Source organism: Mycobacterium spongiae, assembly GCF_018278905.1.
Taxonomy (GTDB): domain Bacteria; phylum Actinomycetota; class Actinomycetes; order Mycobacteriales; family Mycobacteriaceae; genus Mycobacterium; species Mycobacterium spongiae.
In genome coordinates, this window is record NZ_CP046600.1 from 2,190,119 (window position 1) to 2,207,235 (window position 17,117).

At 65.1% G+C, this 17,117-nt stretch carries 13 protein-coding genes and 1 pseudogene; 7 read left to right on the forward strand and 7 right to left on the reverse strand.

The genetic code is table 11. The features are described from left to right. Nucleotides 1-73 precede the first annotated feature (73 nt). Nucleotides 74-1,285 (forward strand): methionine adenosyltransferase, encoded by a 1,212-nt coding sequence (gene metK, locus F6B93_RS09055; RefSeq protein ID WP_211698797.1) that lies wholly within the window; start codon nucleotides 74-76, stop codon nucleotides 1,283-1,285. Between the two features lie 253 nt (nucleotides 1,286-1,538). Here metK and F6B93_RS09060 read toward each other — a convergent pair whose 3' ends face one another. The 3 genes from F6B93_RS09060 to F6B93_RS09070 are packed head-to-tail and all read right to left on the reverse strand — an operon-like array spanning nucleotide 1,539 to nucleotide 5,357. After that, nucleotides 1,539-2,426: an alpha/beta fold hydrolase gene (locus tag F6B93_RS09060; protein ID WP_211698798.1), complete on the reverse strand. Its 888-nt coding sequence runs from the start codon at nucleotides 2,424-2,426 to the stop codon at nucleotides 1,539-1,541. A gap of 43 nt (nucleotides 2,427-2,469) precedes the next feature. Further along, the gene (locus F6B93_RS09065) at nucleotides 2,470-3,966 is read right to left on the reverse strand and encodes a flavin-containing monooxygenase (protein ID WP_211698799.1); all 1,497 of its coding nucleotides are present in this window, start codon (nucleotides 3,964-3,966) and stop codon (nucleotides 2,470-2,472) included. Beyond that, nucleotides 3,963-5,357 (reverse strand): cytochrome P450, encoded by a 1,395-nt coding sequence (locus tag F6B93_RS09070; protein ID WP_211698800.1) that lies wholly within the window; start codon nucleotides 5,355-5,357, stop codon nucleotides 3,963-3,965. The genes F6B93_RS09065 and F6B93_RS09070 overlap by 4 nt, the downstream gene beginning before the upstream one ends. Nucleotides 5,358-5,432: 75 nt before the next feature. Here F6B93_RS09070 and F6B93_RS09075 point away from each other — a divergent pair, with 75 nt between their 5' ends. Then, nucleotides 5,433-6,491, forward strand: coding sequence for a helix-turn-helix transcriptional regulator (locus F6B93_RS09075; RefSeq protein WP_211698801.1), 1,059 nt, complete (start codon nucleotides 5,433-5,435; stop codon nucleotides 6,489-6,491). A gap of 96 nt (nucleotides 6,492-6,587) precedes the next feature. Here the strand turns inward: F6B93_RS09075 and F6B93_RS09080 are convergent, their stop codons facing one another. From F6B93_RS09080 to F6B93_RS09090, 3 genes and pseudogenes are all read right to left on the reverse strand, one after another. Next, nucleotides 6,588-7,406 (reverse strand): HpcH/HpaI aldolase family protein, encoded by an 819-nt coding sequence (locus F6B93_RS09080; RefSeq protein ID WP_211698802.1) that lies wholly within the window; start codon nucleotides 7,404-7,406, stop codon nucleotides 6,588-6,590. 395 nt (nucleotides 7,407-7,801) lie between these two features. After that, complete coding sequence (locus F6B93_RS09085; protein WP_211698803.1) at nucleotides 7,802-8,764, reverse strand: alpha/beta hydrolase; 963 nt, start codon at nucleotides 8,762-8,764, stop codon at nucleotides 7,802-7,804. Nucleotides 8,765-8,789: 25 nt separating this feature from the next. Next, nucleotides 8,790-9,751 (reverse strand): annotated as a pseudogene (locus F6B93_RS09090) (alpha/beta hydrolase). On the opposite strand from F6B93_RS09090, the gene F6B93_RS09095 reads away from it, so the two are divergent. The 3 genes from F6B93_RS09095 to F6B93_RS09105 all read left to right on the forward strand — a co-directional run bounded on the left by F6B93_RS09095 (nucleotide 9,750) and on the right by F6B93_RS09105 (nucleotide 13,556). After that, nucleotides 9,750-10,499, forward strand: a complete 750-nt coding sequence (locus tag F6B93_RS09095) for a lysoplasmalogenase (RefSeq protein WP_246541112.1) — start codon at nucleotides 9,750-9,752, stop codon at nucleotides 10,497-10,499. The pseudogene F6B93_RS09090 and the gene F6B93_RS09095 sit on opposite strands and share 2 nt — an antisense overlap. A gap of 148 nt (nucleotides 10,500-10,647) precedes the next feature. Then, nucleotides 10,648-12,663 carry a primosomal protein N' gene (locus tag F6B93_RS09100; RefSeq protein WP_211698805.1) on the forward strand — a complete coding sequence of 672 codons (2,016 nt, stop codon included), beginning with the start codon at nucleotides 10,648-10,650 and terminating at the stop codon, nucleotides 12,661-12,663. A 410-nt stretch (nucleotides 12,664-13,073) separates the two neighbouring features. Next, nucleotides 13,074-13,556, forward strand: coding sequence for a MarR family transcriptional regulator (locus tag F6B93_RS09105; protein WP_211698806.1), 483 nt, complete (start codon nucleotides 13,074-13,076; stop codon nucleotides 13,554-13,556). Between the two features lie 212 nt (nucleotides 13,557-13,768). Here F6B93_RS09105 and F6B93_RS09110 read toward each other — a convergent pair whose 3' ends face one another. Continuing rightward, on the reverse strand, nucleotides 13,769-14,599 hold the full coding sequence (locus tag F6B93_RS09110) for a class I SAM-dependent methyltransferase (RefSeq protein ID WP_211698807.1): 831 nt from the start codon (nucleotides 14,597-14,599) through the stop codon (nucleotides 13,769-13,771). Between the two features lie 191 nt (nucleotides 14,600-14,790). Here F6B93_RS09110 and fmt point away from each other — a divergent pair, with 191 nt between their 5' ends. Together fmt and F6B93_RS09120 are read left to right on the forward strand one after the other, a co-directional pair. Next, complete coding sequence (fmt, locus tag F6B93_RS09115) at nucleotides 14,791-15,732, forward strand: methionyl-tRNA formyltransferase (protein WP_211698808.1); 942 nt, start codon at nucleotides 14,791-14,793, stop codon at nucleotides 15,730-15,732. Continuing rightward, a complete protein-coding gene (locus F6B93_RS09120) occupies nucleotides 15,729-17,108 on the forward strand; it encodes an RsmB/NOP family class I SAM-dependent RNA methyltransferase (protein WP_211698809.1) in 1,380 nt (459 codons plus the stop codon). The genes fmt and F6B93_RS09120 overlap by 4 nt, the downstream gene beginning before the upstream one ends. Nucleotides 17,109-17,117: the final 9 nt, after the last annotated feature.

Here is a 17,117-nt window from a genome sequence, read left to right on the forward strand (position 1 = left end):
GCTTGATCGACGAACTGAGAATGATGCCGAAGTATATAATTCGGTTAACTAATTATCGGAAGGATGAAGAGTAGTGAGCGAAAAGGGGCGGCTGTTTACCAGTGAGTCGGTGACAGAGGGACATCCCGACAAGATCTGTGACTCAATCAGCGATGCGGTCCTCGACGCGCTTCTGGCGCAGGATCCCCGCTCACGTGTTGCAGTCGAGACTCTGGTAACCACAGGTCAGGTGCACGTGGTGGGTGAGGTGACGACGACGGCAAAAGAGGCCTTCGCGGACATCCCCAACACCGTGCGTGAACGCGTTCTCGAGATCGGCTACGACTCGTCCGACAAGGGCTTCGATGGGGCATCTTGTGGGGTGAACATTGGCATTGGTGCGCAGTCGCCCGACATCGCCCAGGGGGTCGACACGGCCCACGAGGCGCGTGTCGAAGGCGCGGCCGACCCGCTGGACTCTCAGGGCGCCGGTGACCAGGGCCTGATGTTCGGCTATGCCATCAACGACACCCCGGAATTGATGCCCCTGCCTATCGCGCTGGCGCACCGGTTGTCGCGGCGGCTCACGGAGGTCCGCAAGAACGGCGTGTTGCCATACCTGCGCCCCGATGGCAAGACCCAGGTCACGATCGCCTACGAGGGCAACGTCCCGGTGAAGCTGGACACCGTCGTCGTCTCGACTCAGCACGCGGGCGATATCGACCTGGTGAAGACGCTGGATCCCGACATCCGGGAAAAGGTGCTCAACAGCGTGCTCGATGACCTGGCCCACGAAACCCTGGACGCGTCGTCGGTACGTGTGCTGGTGAATCCCACCGGCAAGTTCGTCCTCGGCGGTCCGATGGGCGACGCAGGGCTCACCGGCCGAAAGATCATCGTCGACACCTATGGCGGCTGGGCGCGCCACGGTGGCGGCGCCTTCTCCGGTAAGGATCCGTCCAAAGTGGACCGTTCCGCGGCTTACGCGATGCGCTGGGTAGCCAAGAACGTGGTCGCCGCAGGGCTGGCGGAGCGGGTCGAGGTGCAGGTGGCCTACGCCATCGGTAAGGCTGCCCCCGTGGGCCTGTTCGTGGAGACATTCGGCTCGGAGGCAGTTGACCCGATCAAGATCGAAAAGGCCATCGGCGAGGTGTTCGATCTACGGCCCGGCGCGATCATCCGCGACCTGAACCTGCTGCGCCCGATCTACGCGCAGACGGCCGCTTACGGGCATTTCGGCCGCACCGACATCGAACTTCCGTGGGAGCAGCTCAACAAGGTCGACGACCTCAAGCGCGCCATCTAGTCTTGGCGCGGGCTCGGGGCCTCCTGCAGGGGGATACCCGCGAGTTTGCGCGACCAGCTGTCCGCGGTGCGGATTGGTGGCGACGCTGCACCGCGCAGCGGGTCTGCTACCGTGCAGGCTCGGCGTTGGCTTGGCACTGGGCTCATCTGCCGTCAACCCACCACCCACCCGGCAGTAGCCGGTCGGCATCCGATGAACGGCGATGTACCGGACACGACGGACTCGCGATCAATCCCGATATGTTGGTTGTGCGTCAGCCTCGCGGGCTTGCGCGGGTGACCTCGTCCAGCACCTCTCGCAGGTGAACCAGAATCCACAGGTGCCCTTGCCCGGGCACGATGTTGGCCTGACAGGACGGGATGACGTCGCTCAAGTATTTTCCCATTGCAGGTGGAACGCTCCGATCCAGCTCGCACGACCACAGCAGGACCTCGGTGCGGATCTGGTCTAACGCAAAGCCCCAGGGACGCCCGTGATTGGCGGCCATGTCGTCGACCATCCCCGCTGCGCCACCGCGCACCGCTTCGGCGAAGTCTTTGACCAGCATCTCGTGAATCTCCGGTCGGGCGAGGATGGCTTTGTCCACGTCGTGAATCTTGTACTTCATGGTGTCGAGGTATCGCCGCGGATGGCGTCGGATAACTGCCGCCAGGAATCGGGTGTTCGCGCTGGACAGCCAAGGCACATACCACGTCAGTTTCATGAAGAACCGGTTGGTGCCGCTGATTCCGTCGAAGACGCCAGGAGCGTCGGTCGGTGCGGGAGATGAGACGATGCCCACCGTCGTCAGGCGCTGCGGCATCTTCCAGGCGCACGCCAACGCACCGGGACCGCCACCGGAGATACCGACGATCGCGAACCCGGGGATGGCTAACGAATCTGCCAGTGTCTCAACGTCATTCGCCCAGTCCAGGAGCGTGCGACCCGGGTTGGGATCGGAGCCGCCGTAGCCGGGACGATCCGGCGCGATGATTCGCACGGCGGGCGGAAACGAACCATCGGGCAGCATGCCCCAGCTAAGACGCGTGCCCGGAAGTCCGTGGAAGACGAAGACGGGAACACCCGCACCGTCGCCATACTCCGCATAGGCCAACCGCCGATCGCCGGACACCCGAATCGCAGCATCGATTCGCGGCACCATCACAGCGACTGTCCTGTGTGGAAGGTCAGGCGATTGCTCGTCACTAGGCGCTGAATCGGTAGTTGTCGAGATCGAAATGGCGACTGCGCCAGTAGGCCTCCACAGTAGTGGTGGGGCGCAGCGGGACGTCGCCGTTCTTGTCAAAGTAGTAGCTGTTGGCCCGCCGGCAGCTGTCCTGCCAGAAGACCTGGCGGTAGCGCCGGCGCATCACTTCGGCGAAGTAGCGGGCGTTGGCTTCCTCGGTCACCTCGACCCGGGTCGCGTCGTTGCGCCGGGCCCGTCTCAGGCAGCGCACGATGTGGTGCGTCTGGGTCTCGATGAGTGCGAAATACGATGAGCCGACGTAGCCGTACGGGCCGAACACGGTGAAAAAGTTCGGGTAGCCGGGAACGCTGACACCTTCGTATGCCTGCAGCCGGTGCTCGTCCCAGAACCGACTCAAGGATCGCCCGCCGCTTCCGGCGACGGCATAGGTCGGCACGTTGTCGGTGTCCATGACGCTGAAACCCGTTGCCAGCACCAGCACGTCGATCTCGTGGTTGTCGCCGTCGGTGGTAGCCACCGCGGTGGGCGTGATCTTGTCGATCGGCTCAGTGACCAGGCGAACGTTCTCGCGGTTGAACGTCGACAGATAGCTGTTGTGAAAGCCCGGCCGTTTGCAGCCCACCGCATACTGCGGGGTGAGCTGCTCGCGCACCGCCGGATCTTTGACCTGCTGGCGCAGATAGCGCCGGCCCGACGCTGCCATCCAGCGGGCCAGCGGAAACAGCTTGAAGTAGTGCGCCGCTATCGGGAAGGTCGCCTCGATCAATGCCTGGCTGAAGAAGCGATGGAGAGGACGACCCCCCGGAATTCGCAGCGCCCAGCGAACCGGCGCCGGTAGCGGGACGTCGAGTTTGGGGAAGCACCAGATCGGTGTGCGCTGAAATACCGTGAGGTGGGAAACAATTGGTGCAATCTCGGGAATGACCTGTACGGCCGAGGCGCCGGTGCCGATGATCCCGACGCGCTTGCCGGTCAGGTCCTCGTTGTGGTTCCAGCGCGCGGTGTGCATGGTGGCACCGTCGAACGAATCCACGCCGTCGATGTCAGGCAGTTTCGGTACTGTCAGAACACCACTGGCGCTGATCAGGAACCTGGCCGTGATTTCGCCGCCCGGGTCCGTTTGAACGCGCCACAGCCTGTGCTCGTCGTCGAAGTCAGCGGCGATGACCTTGGTGTTGAACCGGATCCGGGACCGGATGCCGTACTTGTCGACACAGTGTTCGGCGTACGCCCTCAGTTCATGCCCCGGTGCGTAGGTCCGCGTCCAGTCCGGACTCTGTTCAAACGAGTACTGATAGGAGAACGACGGAATGTCCACGGCAATACCGGGATAGGTGTTCCAGTACCAGGTGCCGCCGACGCCGTCGCCGGCTTCGACCACGAGGTAATCGGTGAACCCCGCCTGGTCGAGCTTGATGGCGGCGCCGATCCCGGAGAATCCGGCACCGACGATCAGGGTGTGGTAATTGGGTCTGCTATGCGATTGCGTGCTCATGAGCGTCTGCTTCCGATGAGGTGTACTCCGTGCTTGGGCCGCAGGGTCAGCGTTGCCTCGAGCTCGACAGGATGACCGGGCGCAAGCTCAAAAGTGAAGTGTTGACTCATGATTGCGGCTATCAGAACCATTTCCATCAGGGCGAAGCTTTGTCCGATGCAGATACGTCGACCGCCGCCGAATGGCAGATAGGCCGAGCGAGGGCGGTCCCTGGCGCTCTTCATGAACCGGCCGGGATCAAATCGCTCCGGGTCCGGCCACCAACGCGGGTCGTGGTGAATGTGGTGGATCGGAATGACGACCGTAGTGCCGCGGCGAATGTGATGTGTGTCAACGACGTCGTCGGCAATGGCCTCGCGTGCGATCACCCACACCGACGAATAGTAGCGTTGCGCCTCCTGAAGGCATGCGGTCGTCCAGATCAGCTTGCCCAGGTCATCGGCGGTAGGCCGGCGTGTCCCCAGGACGGTGTCGACCTCGGCGAGCATCCGGTCGCAGGGCTCGGGGTTAAGCGCCATCAGGTACCAGAACCACGACATAGCGTTGGCCGTGGTTTCGTGACCGGCGAGCATGAACGTGAGTGCCTCGTCGCGGACCCGCTGGCGGGACCAAGCTCCTCCGTCGGCGCGTAGCAAAACATTGAGAAGGTCAGCGCAGTCGGTGGGCCGTGCCAACCGCCAATCGATGACCGCGTTGACCGCGCGGTCGAGTTCCAGGGTGATCTCCTGCATTCCCCGCAGCGGTGGGGGTAGTTGCACGCCGGAGTAGACACACCAGAGCAACGCGTCGTAGACCGCCCGCGGCATGAGACCCCACAGCCCGAGTCGTTCCAGTTTTTCCGCCTGGCGCAGCCCGCGCGTGGCGAGATCGTTCATGGACTGGACCAGCGGCCCGAAATCTTGGCTGAACAGGGCATTGGCGACCACGCGCAAGGTCGCCTCGACCATCGTCTGGTGCATGTCGAACTGCTGGCCGCCGCCGGTGGGCAGTGCGGCGGTGACATCGGCGATCGGATCGATCATCAGGTTGACGAGCTCGTTGAGGTGGCGCCGGGCAAAGGTCGGGTTCAGGACGCCGCGGTGCGTGGCCCAGGAATCGCCCTCATCGGTGAGCAGGTTCAGACCCGCGGTGGCCCGGATCGGCCCGTATTCGTCGGACTTGACGTATTTCAGGCGCGCCTCGTGGAGCACGTGGTCGACGTAGTCCGGGTGGCTGATCGAGACAAAACGTCTTCCAGCACAACGGAATCTGGTGATATCGCTGCCACGCGCCCGACCCAGGAAGCCGTCGCCGAAGTCGAAGCCGATCGTGAGGGCCTCCCGGGTCATCGTCCAGGTGCGCAGCCGTCTGGCGGGTCCCTTGGAGGGCCGCTCGGCGGTCAGAGTGGCCATGGCTCCACTGTATGGGTGACATGGGCGGTCGGTAATGAGACGATGGGACAAAGAGTTGGGAATTTAGGACAGCTCATGGGAGGTTTGACCCCTGTCGGGGTGCCGGCCGACGTGCGGCATCCGGTTTATGCGACCCGGGTGTTGTGCGAGGTGGCCAACGAACGCGGGGTGCCTACGTGTGACGTGCTTGCGGGCACGGCGATCGAGCTGGCGGATCTCGATGACCCGGAAACCTTGGTCAGCGGCCTCGACGAGATCACCACGGTGCGCCAATTGCTGGCCCGGCTGCCAGATGACGCTGGCGTGGGGATCGACGTGGGCAGCCGGTTTTCGCTCACCCATATCGGGTTGTTCGGGTTCGCCGCGATGTCGTGTGCCACCCTTCGCGAGTTGTTCGCCATCGCCATGCGCTATTTCGCGCTGACCATGTTGCACATCGACATCACGCTGTTCGAAACCGCCGACGACTGCCTGTTCGAGCTGGAAGCCGGCCACTTGCCCGCCGACGTGCGGCGATTCTTCATCGAACGCGATATCGCCGGAATCATTACGACAACAATGAGTTTCACGCTTCCCGTGGCAGAGAAGTATGCCGAGCGGGTATCGGCAGAGCTGGCGGTCGATGAGGAGCTGATGCGTCCGCTGCTCGGGGTCGTCCCACTAAGCGATGTCGCATTCGGCCGCGCACACAACCGTGTGCATTTCCCGCGCGCGATGTTCGATGAGCCGCTACCGCAGGCTGATCGGCACACACTGGAAATGTGCCTCGCGCAATGCGATGTGCTGATGCAACGCAACGAACAACGTCGGGGAATCACCGCGCTGGTGCGTACCAACCTGTTCCGCGATTCTGGGATTTTCCCAACGCTTTCCGACATCGCTTCCGAGCTTGACATGCATCCTCGAACCCTGCGGCGCCGGCTTGCCGCGGAGGGCACGTCTTTTCGGGCGTTGCTGAACGAAGCCCGCTCGGCGGTAGCCGTCGACTTACTCCGGAACGTGGGGCTGACCGTGGAAGAGGTGTCCACGCGGCTGGGCTACACCGAAGTCTCGACGTTCTCGCACGCCTTCAAACGCTGGTATGGCGTTGCGCCTACCCGATACTCGCGACCGTCTGAGATGGTGCCGCCGTAACCTCCATGCACACCTGTTGGATGGCCCGGAATGTCCCCACGGGCCGGCGGGTGCCGGGGAGATGTCAGCCTGAGCACGCGTGGTCGCAGAGAAAACTCATCCCTGGACTGTAGAGGCGCCACCCTGCAGCGGCGGTCGGCTTGGCCGCGCGGGTGACAGCTGGAGTAGTCCATGCCAATCTTCGAACAGGTCCATGAGCACTGGACTGAGATTGACTACCACCATCCCCACGCCGCGACCAAGGCAGTGGATTGCCTCTTCTTTGGTTCCTACAACGGCAACCTCGATGCTGTCGGTCTCAGCGGCATAGGCGCCAATGGTGGTCACCATGTCACTCGGTGACGGATGCTCACCATCTACTGCGGTTGAGGAAATCTCCAGATCGGCGGGACCGCACATAATGCCGTCGATACCGGCAACGGCCACTATCTCACGCAAAGCGAAGTATCCCGCGGGGGACTCGATCATGGCGATAACGATGGTTCGTTCTGTCTCGGCACGCGCATGATCGGTCGCTGCGACGCGCCCAAACCGTCCCTTCCGTACGTAGTTGGAGAACCCGCGGCTACCCAATGGTGGATAGTGCGAGCACGACACAGCCCTACGAGCCTGCTCGGCGCTGTCGATGTGCGGAAAAACGATCCCCGTCGCCCCCAGATCGAGGGCACGCTGGACCAGCGCGGGTTCATCGTGGCCTACCCGGACAAAGACCGCGGTCCCGTGGATTTCTGCGGCCGTGATGCAGCGCTCGAGCAAAACGTAGTCGCCAGGTCCGTGCTCGCAGTCAAGAAACACGAAGTCCATGCCCGCTGCTGCGGCCATTTCCACGAGCGAGCCGGCAGTCGTGGGCAGCAATACACCGAGAGCCTGGCCCCCGCCCCGCAGATGAGCCCGCAAGCCACCACGCTCACCCATGAGGTCTCGCTGCGCCAGAACAATGTTGAAAACGCCAGCTGTGTCCGCTGATTGACACCAGCAGATCGCGGTCCTGTTCTGAGCCGCCCACAGCGATGAACAACGCTAATGTACTGATCGTTTCCTCCTGAAAGACGTCAATCACATCCCCGCTCTGCTCTTCGGCGGCTCGTCGATCGCGTTGTCTGCCGACGTGAGTGGATGCTACGGCACCGCCCCCAACGGATCGCAGTGACCGCTGAGCGCCCTGCGGGCCACACACGAGCGTCGAATGCCGAACCCAAATGCCGCTGGCGATGTCCACAGCGGATCAGATGATGCCGCAAAAGAATCGGTTCAACTGTCGCAGGGCAATCGCACTACCGCTGAGGCCGAACGATCCGCGGTCGTCCAGATTAGGAATGTAAAGCTTTCTTCAGCGCCGCCAGCCCGCGGTTGGTGGCATCGGCCGCGGCGGGCACGACGAGGCCGAAGTTGACGTAGCCGTGCACCATGGTGGGCTCGTTGTACAACTCGGCGATGACTCCTGCGGCCGTGAGCAACTCCGCATAGCGGGCTCCATCATCTCGCAGCGGGTCGTGTTCGGCGGTGCCGATGAACGCGGGAGGCAAGTCGGCCAGATCACCATTGCCCGGGGCGAGGGTGCTGGGTAGGACGGTGTGGTCACTGATGTCGAGGCCCGGCACATACCAGGTCAGGAAGGCGCCGATGACGTCGAGGTCAAGAATGGGAGCGGTGGCATTCTCGGTGAAGGACGGCAGTGAGAGGTCGCCCATGCACGATGGGTACCACAGCAACTGGAAGGCCAGCGCCGGCCCGCCGTGGTCGCGGGCCAGCTGCGCCATGATCGCGGAGATATTGCCGCCCGCCGAATCACCCGCGACGGCAATCCGATTCGGATCGCCGCCCAGCTCGGACGCGTGCTCGCCGACCCAGCGCAGCGCCGCCCAGCAGTCTTCGACCCCAGCTGGATGCGGATGTTCGGGCGCAAGCCGGTAGTCGACCGACACCACAATGGCCTCGGCGCCGACGGCATGGGCGCGGGCGACGGGGTCGTGGGTGTCGAGGTCGCCGAGTGACCAGCCGCCACCGTGGTAGTAGACCACCACCGGCACGGGGTCGGCGGTCGCGACCGGCGGCCAATAGACGCGGACCGGAATGTCGGTAAGCCCGTCGTAACCGACCGTGTGTTCTTCGATGCGCAGATCCGGCAGCATTTCCGGCGGGGCCTTGAGCTGACGAAGCCGTTCGCGCGCAACTTCGACGCCGTCGGCCGCGGTGAAGGTCAACGGGAAAGAATCAAGCAGCATCTGAAGGATGGGATCGATGCCGGGTCGGGTTATTGTCGGCTCCGTCATAGACATACCGTACGCACAACCGCAGCTACTCGTGCAACGCGACGCGCAACGCCGCCAGCCCGCGATTCAAAGCGGCCGTGGCTGCGGGCACCACGCCGGCGTAGCCGATGTATCCGTGTACCAGAGTCTTCGCGTTGTGCGCTTCGACCGCGACGCCGGCCGTAGCCAGCAGCTCGCCGTACCGTAACCCATCGTCGCGCAACGGGTCGTGACCGGCGACCCCGATGTAGGCCGGTGGCAAACCTGATAGGTTGCGCGCCCGGCCCGGAGCCAATCCCGGCGGCGGGTCAGACACATCGATGTCACCTGCATACCAACGGGAGAATGCTGCGATTGCCTTGGCGTCAAGGATCGCTGCTGTGGCGTTCTCCGTGAACGATGGCAGCGATCGGTCCCACATTGTGGAGGGGTACCACAACAACTGGAATAAAACAGGGGGACCGTCCAGGTCCCGTGAGCGCTGCGCGATGACCGCGGCGATGGTGCCCCCCGCTGAATCCCCTGCCACGGCAATCCGGGTGGGATCGGCGCCAATCTCGCGACCATGGTCGGCGACCCATAGCGTTGCGGCCCACGCGTCTTCGATAGCGGCGGGGTAGGGGTACTCGGGCGCCAGCCGGTAGTCGACGGACACCACAATCGCATCGGCGCCGACGGCATGCTGGCGGGCGGAGCCGTCGTGAGTGTCGAGGTCCCCATGACAAATCCCCCGCCGTGAAAGAAGACCACAACTGGCACGTCGGTACGATTGGAACACTTTGGTGGCCAATAGATTCGGATGTCGATTGCGCCAGCTGGCCCGTCGATCTTTCGGTCGGCGACCCGTAGCTCGGGGTGCACCGCCCGGCGTGGCAGGTCGCGCAGTCGCTGGCGCGCTGCGTCGATCCCGTCCTCGGTGGATAGCCGGAACGGAACCGCATCCAGTACCTTCACCAGGATGGGGTCGATAGTGGGTTTCTCGTCCGCGGTGTTGTCCAGGCTGGGCATAGACGTACCGTACGCACCTCGTGTTGTTGCTGGTGGCTGGGTGGTCGCGGGTTGGGTGGGCCTCGCCTATGGTGTGTACCTGACCGTGCTGGCGGTGCACTCGCCGCCTGGGGCGGAGCTGACCGGACACTGGATTTTGCAACCGGCGTTCAAAGCATCCATGGCCGTGCTGTTGGCCCTCGCGGCGGCCGCGCACCCCATCGTGCGCGAGCGGCGGTGGCTGGTACCCGCGTTCCTCTTGTCCGCGACGGGCGATTGGCTGCTGGCTATCCCGTGGTGGACGCAGTCATTCGTATTCGGTCTGGGGGCGTTCCTCATAGCGCACTTGTGTTTCTTGGCAGCCCTACTACCGCTGGCTGTGATGGGGGCTCCGTCGATGGCACGCATCGCTGCGGTCGGCGCAACGTGTGTGGCGTGTGCGGCTCTGTTGATGTGGTTCTGGCCCCAGCTTGGCGAGGAGAAATTGACGATCCCGGTGACTGCCTACATCGTCGTGCTGTGTGCCATGGTCTGTGCGGCGCTCGTGGCGGCGCTGCCGACCATTTGGACCGCCGTGGGCGCGCTCTGTTTCGCGGCGTCGGATTCGATGATCGCGATCGGCAAGTTCAAGCTGGGCGACGAAGCATTGGCGGTGCCAATCTGGTGGTCCTACGGCGCGGCGGCGATCCTCATTGCCGCCGGGTTCTTTTTTGGTCGCGAGGACGCAGTAGACGCCCTGGCCAAGGCGGCAGAGCCGGCAGAGAGCTAGCGTCGGTGGCCCTAGGTATGGTGTGATCCAGCCGACCAGCCCCGCGGAACTCGGGTGGGAATAGACGAGAAAGATATTGCCTAGCAGCGCATCTCGCCGTCACACACGCACGCGTGTCGAAGTTGAGCCCATCGCCCGGGTGTTGCCGATGCTGTCGGTACCGCACCTGGATCGCGAGTTCGACTACCTCGTTTCGGCTGAGCAGTCCGACGATGCCCAGCCCGGCGTTCGGGTGCGGGTGCGGTTCCATGGTCGGCTGGTCGACGGGTTCGTGTTGGAGCGACGCAACGACACCGACCACCACGGCAAGTTGGGTTGGCTCGATCGCGTCGTGTCGCCCGAACCAGTCCTCATTCCCGAAACTCGCCGGCTGGTCGATGCTGTTGCGGCCCGCTATGCGGGGACCCGGCCGGACGTATTGCGGCTCGCCGTGCCTGCCCGGCACGCTCGAGTGGAGCGCGAAACAACGTTGCGCGCCGGCCTACCCGTCGTAGCGCCGGTCGATCCGTCGGGCTGGGAGTTATACGGTCGGGGCGGTCAATTCCTCGCTGCCCTTGCCAAGTCGCGCGCCGCCCGGGCCGTGTGGCAGGCACTGCCGGGCGAGTCGTGGGCAGAACGCCTTGCCGAGGCCGCCGCGCAGACCATCGGCGCCGGCCGCTCGGTGCTGGCGATCGTGCCCGACCAGCGGGACATCGACGTGCTCTGGAAGGCCACCACGGCCCGGATCGAGGAGCACAGTGTGGTCGCGTTGTCGGCGGGTTTGGGGCCGGCCGCCCGCTACCGACGTTGGCTCGCGGCGCTCCGCGGCAGTGCGCGGCTCGTAATCGGCACCCGCAGCGCGGCGTTTGCGCCGCTGAGCGACCTGGGTCTGGTCATGGTCTGGGCCGACGGCGACGACTCGCTGGCGGAGCCGCGGGCGCCCTATCCGCATGCCCGGGAGGTAGCGATGTTGCGCGCGCATCAGGGGCGGTGCGCGGCGTTGATCGGCGGCTACGCCCGCACCACCGAGGCCCACTCGTTGGTGTGCAACGGATGGGCGCACGACATTGTTGCGGCTCGGCCGGTGGTGCGTGCGCACGCGCCGCGCGTGGTCGCTCTCGATGACAGCGGGTACGCAGAAGAGCGCGACCCAGCCGCCCGCACTGCCAGGCTGCCGTCTATCGCCCTGCGCTCAGCGCGCTCGGCGCTGCAGTCAGGGGCGCCGGTCCTGGTACAGGTGCCGCGGCGCGGATACGTGCCTTCGCTGGCCTGCGGGCGATGCCGGGCAATTGCCCGTTGCCGGCAGTGCACCGGCCCATTGGCGTTGCTCGAGCAGGGTGGTCCCGGGCCGGGAGGTTCGACGAACTCCGCACGAGCAGATGCGGCCGCCATGGAGGGCATGGCCGCCGAGCCGGGAATGGTCTGCCGCTGGTGCGGCCGCGTGGAGCCATCGCTTCGGTGCGCGCGGTGCGGATCGGAGACGGTACGTGCCGTGGTGATTGGTGCCCGGCGCACCGCCGAGGAACTCGGCCGGGCGTTCCCGGGGACCGTGGTGATCACCTCGGCCGGCGGAGCCATCGTGGGCGAAGTGGCCGACCGGCCGGCCCTGGTGGTCGCGACCCCGGGAGCCGAGCCTCGGGCGCCAGGGGGATATGGGGCAGCGCTCCTCCTGGACACCTGGGCGTTGCTCGGCCGGCAGGACCTGCGCGCCGCCGAGGACGCCCTATCGCGCTGGATGACCGCCGCGGCACTGGTACGGGCACGCGCGGCCGGCGGCGTGGTGACAGTGGTAGCCGAATCCGCTATTCCTACGGTGCAATCGCTCATTCGCTGGGATCCGGTCGGTCATGCCGAGGCCGAGCTGGCGGCCCGTCGGGAAGTCGGCCTGCCGCCGACCGTGCACATTGCCGCCGTTGATGGCGGATTCGAAGCGGTCTCGGCGTTGCTGGATGCAGCCCAGCTGCCTGACGAGGCCGATGTTCTGGGTCCGGTGGATCTCCCGGCGGGCGCCCGCCGCCCGGCGGGCATCCCCGCCGAAGCGCCGGTGACCAGGATGCTGGTGCGGGTCCACCGCGAGCAGGGCCTCGAATTGGCTGCCAGCTTGCGCCGCGGTGTTGGCGTGCTCAGCGCGCGGCAGGCCCACCAGCCGGTACGGGTGCATATTGATCCGCTGCACATTGGATAGCTGGATAGTCGGGATAGCCGCTGTCGCAACATTTCCGGGTACTTGGACAATGTTTGCCTGACCACGGCGACTAGATGAATCGGTCGCGGTTGCTGGCATTGGTACGAATACGGTTGGTGGGCAAAAGGATTAGATTGACTGCCGGGTGATGGGGCGGTTTCGGGCAACGTCGGTAGAGGTGGTCGGTGTTGGCCGCGGCGCCGGGCGTCAGAACCCGACGCTGGCTAATCGGCGGGTCGACGACTACCGGACTCTCATCGCGCAATTCGAATGATGCTCTACTGCAATAATTTTTATAAGAAATAGTCACTGGCTATTATTGTGGGCTGTTACACTTTGGTGCCTGTAGCCCGTATGTTGTGCAACGACGAAGTTGACCGCCCGGACAAGCTCCGGGGAAGGGGGCAGCATTGCCGACGGAAAGTGCCGCGGCCGCCGACCAATCGCTCGATGTGATCACCGATGCGTTGCTGACGGCATCCCGGTTGTTGGTGGCCATCTCGGCTCACTCGATCACCGAGGTCGATGAGAACATCACCATCCCGCAGTTCCGCACCCTGGTGATTCTGTCGAACCGGGGTCCGATAAACCTGGCCACGCTCGCGACCTCCCTGGGCGTGCAACCGTCGGCGACGGGCCGGATGGTCGACCGGCTGGTTGGCGCTGGGCTGATCGATCGCTTACCGCACCCGACCTCGCGCCGCGAACTGCTCGCCGTGCTGACCAACCGGGGGCGTGATGTCGTTCGGCAGGTCACCGCGCACCGGAGGGCCGAAATCGCCCGCATCGTGGAAGAAATGCCCCAAGAGGAACGCCACGGGCTGGTGCGTGCCCTGACAGCGTTCACCGCCGCGGGCGGTGAACCCGACGCACGCTTCGACACGGAGATCTAGTCCGACGTGAGGATCTAGTCCACCGTGAGGACTTAGTCCCACATGTGGATCTAGAACGACATGTGGATCTAGAACGACATGAGAGACAAGAAATCTAGTCCGATATAGATGCGAGCCCGTGTCGGGCCTGCCGGACTCGGCAGGATCGCCCGACACGGGCTCTAGGACGGCGTTGTGCTCAGCGCCTCATTGCCTCGTTTCGGCGGTGATCGTCACCGCTTCTTTTCTGCGGTGAGGAGCAGGTACTCCCATTCCATGACCCCGTCAGTCAGGTATTGCGCTGCGAGCTCGATAAGTTCAGCGTCCAGCTCGGCGGCCAGCACCGCGTTGTCGCCGATGTTTGCATAGGCTTCGATCGTCGGGCCGTAGTGATTCTTGAAGTAGTTGTGAACGGCCTCAGCGGTGTCGAAGCGGTGTACCGGCAACCCTCCCCGGCGGGTCTGGGTGACGGTCACGCGATCGCCCAGCAAGTCGCCGATGTAGTGTTCACGGCCCCACAGCGCCGACGGCGGCAAGGCCGCCGACAGGCTCGGCCGATACGGCCTGATTACGGCCAGCATTCGGCCGAAGAAACCCTCATGGGTCCAACTGATCAGACCGATCGTCCCGCCGGGCCGGCAGACACGGACCAGCTCGCCGGATGCGCGTTGATGATCGGGTGCGAACATCACGCCGATCGCCGAGATCACGACGTCGAACTCGTTGCTGCCGAACGGCAGTTCGTGCGCATTTGCTTCCTGGTACTCGAGGGTCAAGCCCTGCTGCGCGGCTCTGGATTGCGACCGCTGCAGCAATTCCGGCGTGAGGTCGGTCGAGATGACGGTGGCACCGGTCCGGGCGGCAGGGAGTGAGATATTGCCAGAACCGGCGGCGACGTCGAGCACTCGAAGACCCGGCTTGATGCCCGCGGCGTCGACCAGGATGGGGCCGAGGGGGGCCATAACCTCTTCAGCCATTAGCGCGTAGTCGCCCAGTGCCCACATTGCTCGGTGCGTGGCAGCGAGCGATTGGCCTGCGCGGACAGGTGCGTCGATGGTGGTCATCAGACCTCCTGAAACGTAAGTGGATGACTGCGAACTTCGACACCGTTGTCGCTGGTGTGGCGGGTATTGACCATATATGTCAATTATGTCCGCCGGATACATTCCGTATCAGCAACAGTATATGCCTGTTGCAACCGGCACGCCCGGATTGTGGTCGACGCCACGCCGGCGAAGATTTCTAGACTGTGGCGGTGCGCCTAGTTTTTGCCGGCACTCCCGAGCCCGCGCTGCCCGCGCTGCGTCGGCTCATCGAATCGCCACGACACGACGTGATAGCGGTGCTGACCCGCCCCGATGCGGCCTCCGGCCGGCGGGGCAAGCCGCAGCCGTCGCCGGTAGCCCGCGAGGCGGCCGACCGTGGCATTCCCGTGCTGCGGCCATCGCGGCCGAATTCGGCGGAGTTCGTTGCGGAACTCTCCGAGTTGGCGCCGGACGGCTGCGCTGCGGTTGCCTACGGGGCACTGCTTGGCGACTCGCTGTTGGCTGTGCCTCGGCATGGCTGGATCAACCTGCACTTCTCATTGCTGCCGGCCTGGCGTGGCGCCGCGCCGGTGCAAGCCGCGATCGCCGCGGGGGACACGATCACCGGCGCCACGACATTCCAGATCGAGCCGAGCTTGGATTCCGGACCGATCTACGGAATTGTCACCGAGGTGATTCAGCCGACCGACACGGCGGGCGATCTTCTTCAGCGACTGGCGGTTTCGGGCGCAGCACTGTTGTCAACCACGCTGGATGGAATCGAGGACGCGACGCTGACGCCACGACCGCAACCGGCCGATGGGGTCAGCCTGGCCCCGAAAATCACCGTGGAGCATGCGCGGGTCCGGTGGGACTTGCCGGCGCCGATCGTCGAGCGCCGGATCCGTGCGGTCACCCCCAATCCGGGCGCCTGGACGCTCATTGGCGACGTGAGGGTGAAGCTCGGCCCAGTTCAGGTTGATGCCACGGCGTCGGAACCGCGAAATGCTCTGCCGCCCGGAGGTATTCAGGTGGATCGCAAAGATGTCTGGATCGGCACCGGCTCGCAACCGGTGCGGCTGGGCCAGGTTCAGCCTCCCGGGAAGAAGCTCATGAACGCCGCAGATTGGGCGCGTGGCGCTCGGCTCGACCCGGCTGTTCGGGCTTCATGACTGCACGAGGCCGTCGTCGCCGGCCGCTGGACCCGGCGCGCCGCGCCGCCTTCGAGGTGCTGCGTGCGGTCAGCGAGCGCGGCGCCTACGCGAACCTGATGCTGCCCGCGTTGCTTTCCGAACGCGGCATCACCGGTCGTGACGCCGCGTTCGCTACCGAGCTGGCGTATGGCACCTGCCGCACCCGGGGCCTGCTCGACGCGGTAATCGGCGCGGCAGCCGAACGCTCGCCGGAGGCAATCAATCCGATCCTGCTCGACCTGCTGCGGCTCGGCGCCTACCAACTGCTGCGCACCCGCGTCGACGCACACGCGGCGGTTTCGACGACAGTCGAGCAGGCTGGAATCGAATTCGATTCGGCGCGAGCAGGTTTCGTCAATGGCGTGCTGCGGGCTATTGCTGCCCGAGACGAGCAATCCTGGGTCGACGAGCTGGCCCCCGATCCAGTCGTTGACCCGATCGGGCACGCCGCGTTCGCGCACGCGCACCCGCGATGGATCGCTCAGGCCTTTGCCGACTCGCTTGGGGCTGCTGCCGGGGAGCTTGACGCGGTGCTTGCCAGCGATGATGAACGTCCCCAGGTTCATTTGGCGGCCCGCCCCGGCGTGCTGACTGCCGGACAACTGGCCGACGCCGTGCATGGGACGGTCGGCCGGTATTCGCCATTTGCCGTCTACCTGCGACGTGGGGACCCCGGATCGTTGGCGCCGGTTCGCGACGGTCACGCTCTGGTCCAGGACGAGGGCAGCCAGCTGGTGGCTCGGGCGCTGTCGCTGGCGCCGGTAGGTGCGGACACAGGACGATGGCTGGATTTGTGTGCTGGGCCGGGCGGCAAGACCGCGCTGCTGGCTGCGCTGGGCCGAAACCCACACGCGGAGCCCGGTGTCCGAGTGACCGCGGTGGAGCCGTCGCAGCACCGCGCGGACCTGGTAGTTGAGAACACCCGCGGCTTGCCGGTCGAGGTGCTCCGCGTCGACGGCCGAGACAGCGGCCTGGAGCCGGGCTTTGACCGGGTGCTGGTCGATGTTCCCTGCACCGGGTTGGGTGCGTTGCGCCGCCGGCCGGAGGCCCGGTGGCGTCGCCAGCCAGCCGACATACCCGCTTTGGTCAAGCTGCAACGTGAGCTGCTGGCCGCCGCGATCACGCTGACCAGGCCGGGTGGCGTGGTGCTGTACTCGACCTGCTCGCCGCATCTGGCCGAAACCGTCGGAATCGTGGCCGACGCGCGGCGCCGGCACCAGGTCGAACCGCTGGATACCCGGGAGTTGTTCGAGCCGATCGCCGATGGGTTGGGGGATGGGCCCTACGTTCAGCTGTGGCCGCACCGGCACGGCACCGACGCGATGTTCGCCGCCGCGTTGCGCCGCCTGAAGTGAGCTAGCTGG

Coding starts and splice junctions, on each gene's coding strand:
- F6B93_RS09060 (WP_211698798.1), bottom strand. CDS start 2,426: ATGGTGCCGCGAATCGATGCTGCGATTCGGGTGTCCGGCGATCGGCGG.
- F6B93_RS09065 (WP_211698799.1), bottom strand. CDS start 3,966: ATGAGCACGCAATCGCATAGCAGACCCAATTACCACACCCTGATCGTC.
- F6B93_RS09070 (WP_211698800.1), bottom strand. CDS start 5,357: ATGGCCACTCTGACCGCCGAGCGGCCCTCCAAGGGACCCGCCAGACGG.
- F6B93_RS09075 (WP_211698801.1), top strand. CDS start 5,433: ATGGGAGGTTTGACCCCTGTCGGGGTGCCGGCCGACGTGCGGCATCCG.
- F6B93_RS09080 (WP_211698802.1), bottom strand. CDS start 7,406: ATGGGTGAGCGTGGTGGCTTGCGGGCTCATCTGCGGGGCGGGGGCCAG.
- F6B93_RS09085 (WP_211698803.1), bottom strand. CDS start 8,764: ATGACGGAGCCGACAATAACCCGACCCGGCATCGATCCCATCCTTCAG.
- F6B93_RS09100 (WP_211698805.1), top strand. CDS start 10,648: ATGCTGTCGGTACCGCACCTGGATCGCGAGTTCGACTACCTCGTTTCG.
- F6B93_RS09110 (WP_211698807.1), bottom strand. CDS start 14,599: ATGACCACCATCGACGCACCTGTCCGCGCAGGCCAATCGCTCGCTGCC.
- F6B93_RS09120 (WP_211698809.1), top strand. CDS start 15,729: ATGACTGCACGAGGCCGTCGTCGCCGGCCGCTGGACCCGGCGCGCCGC.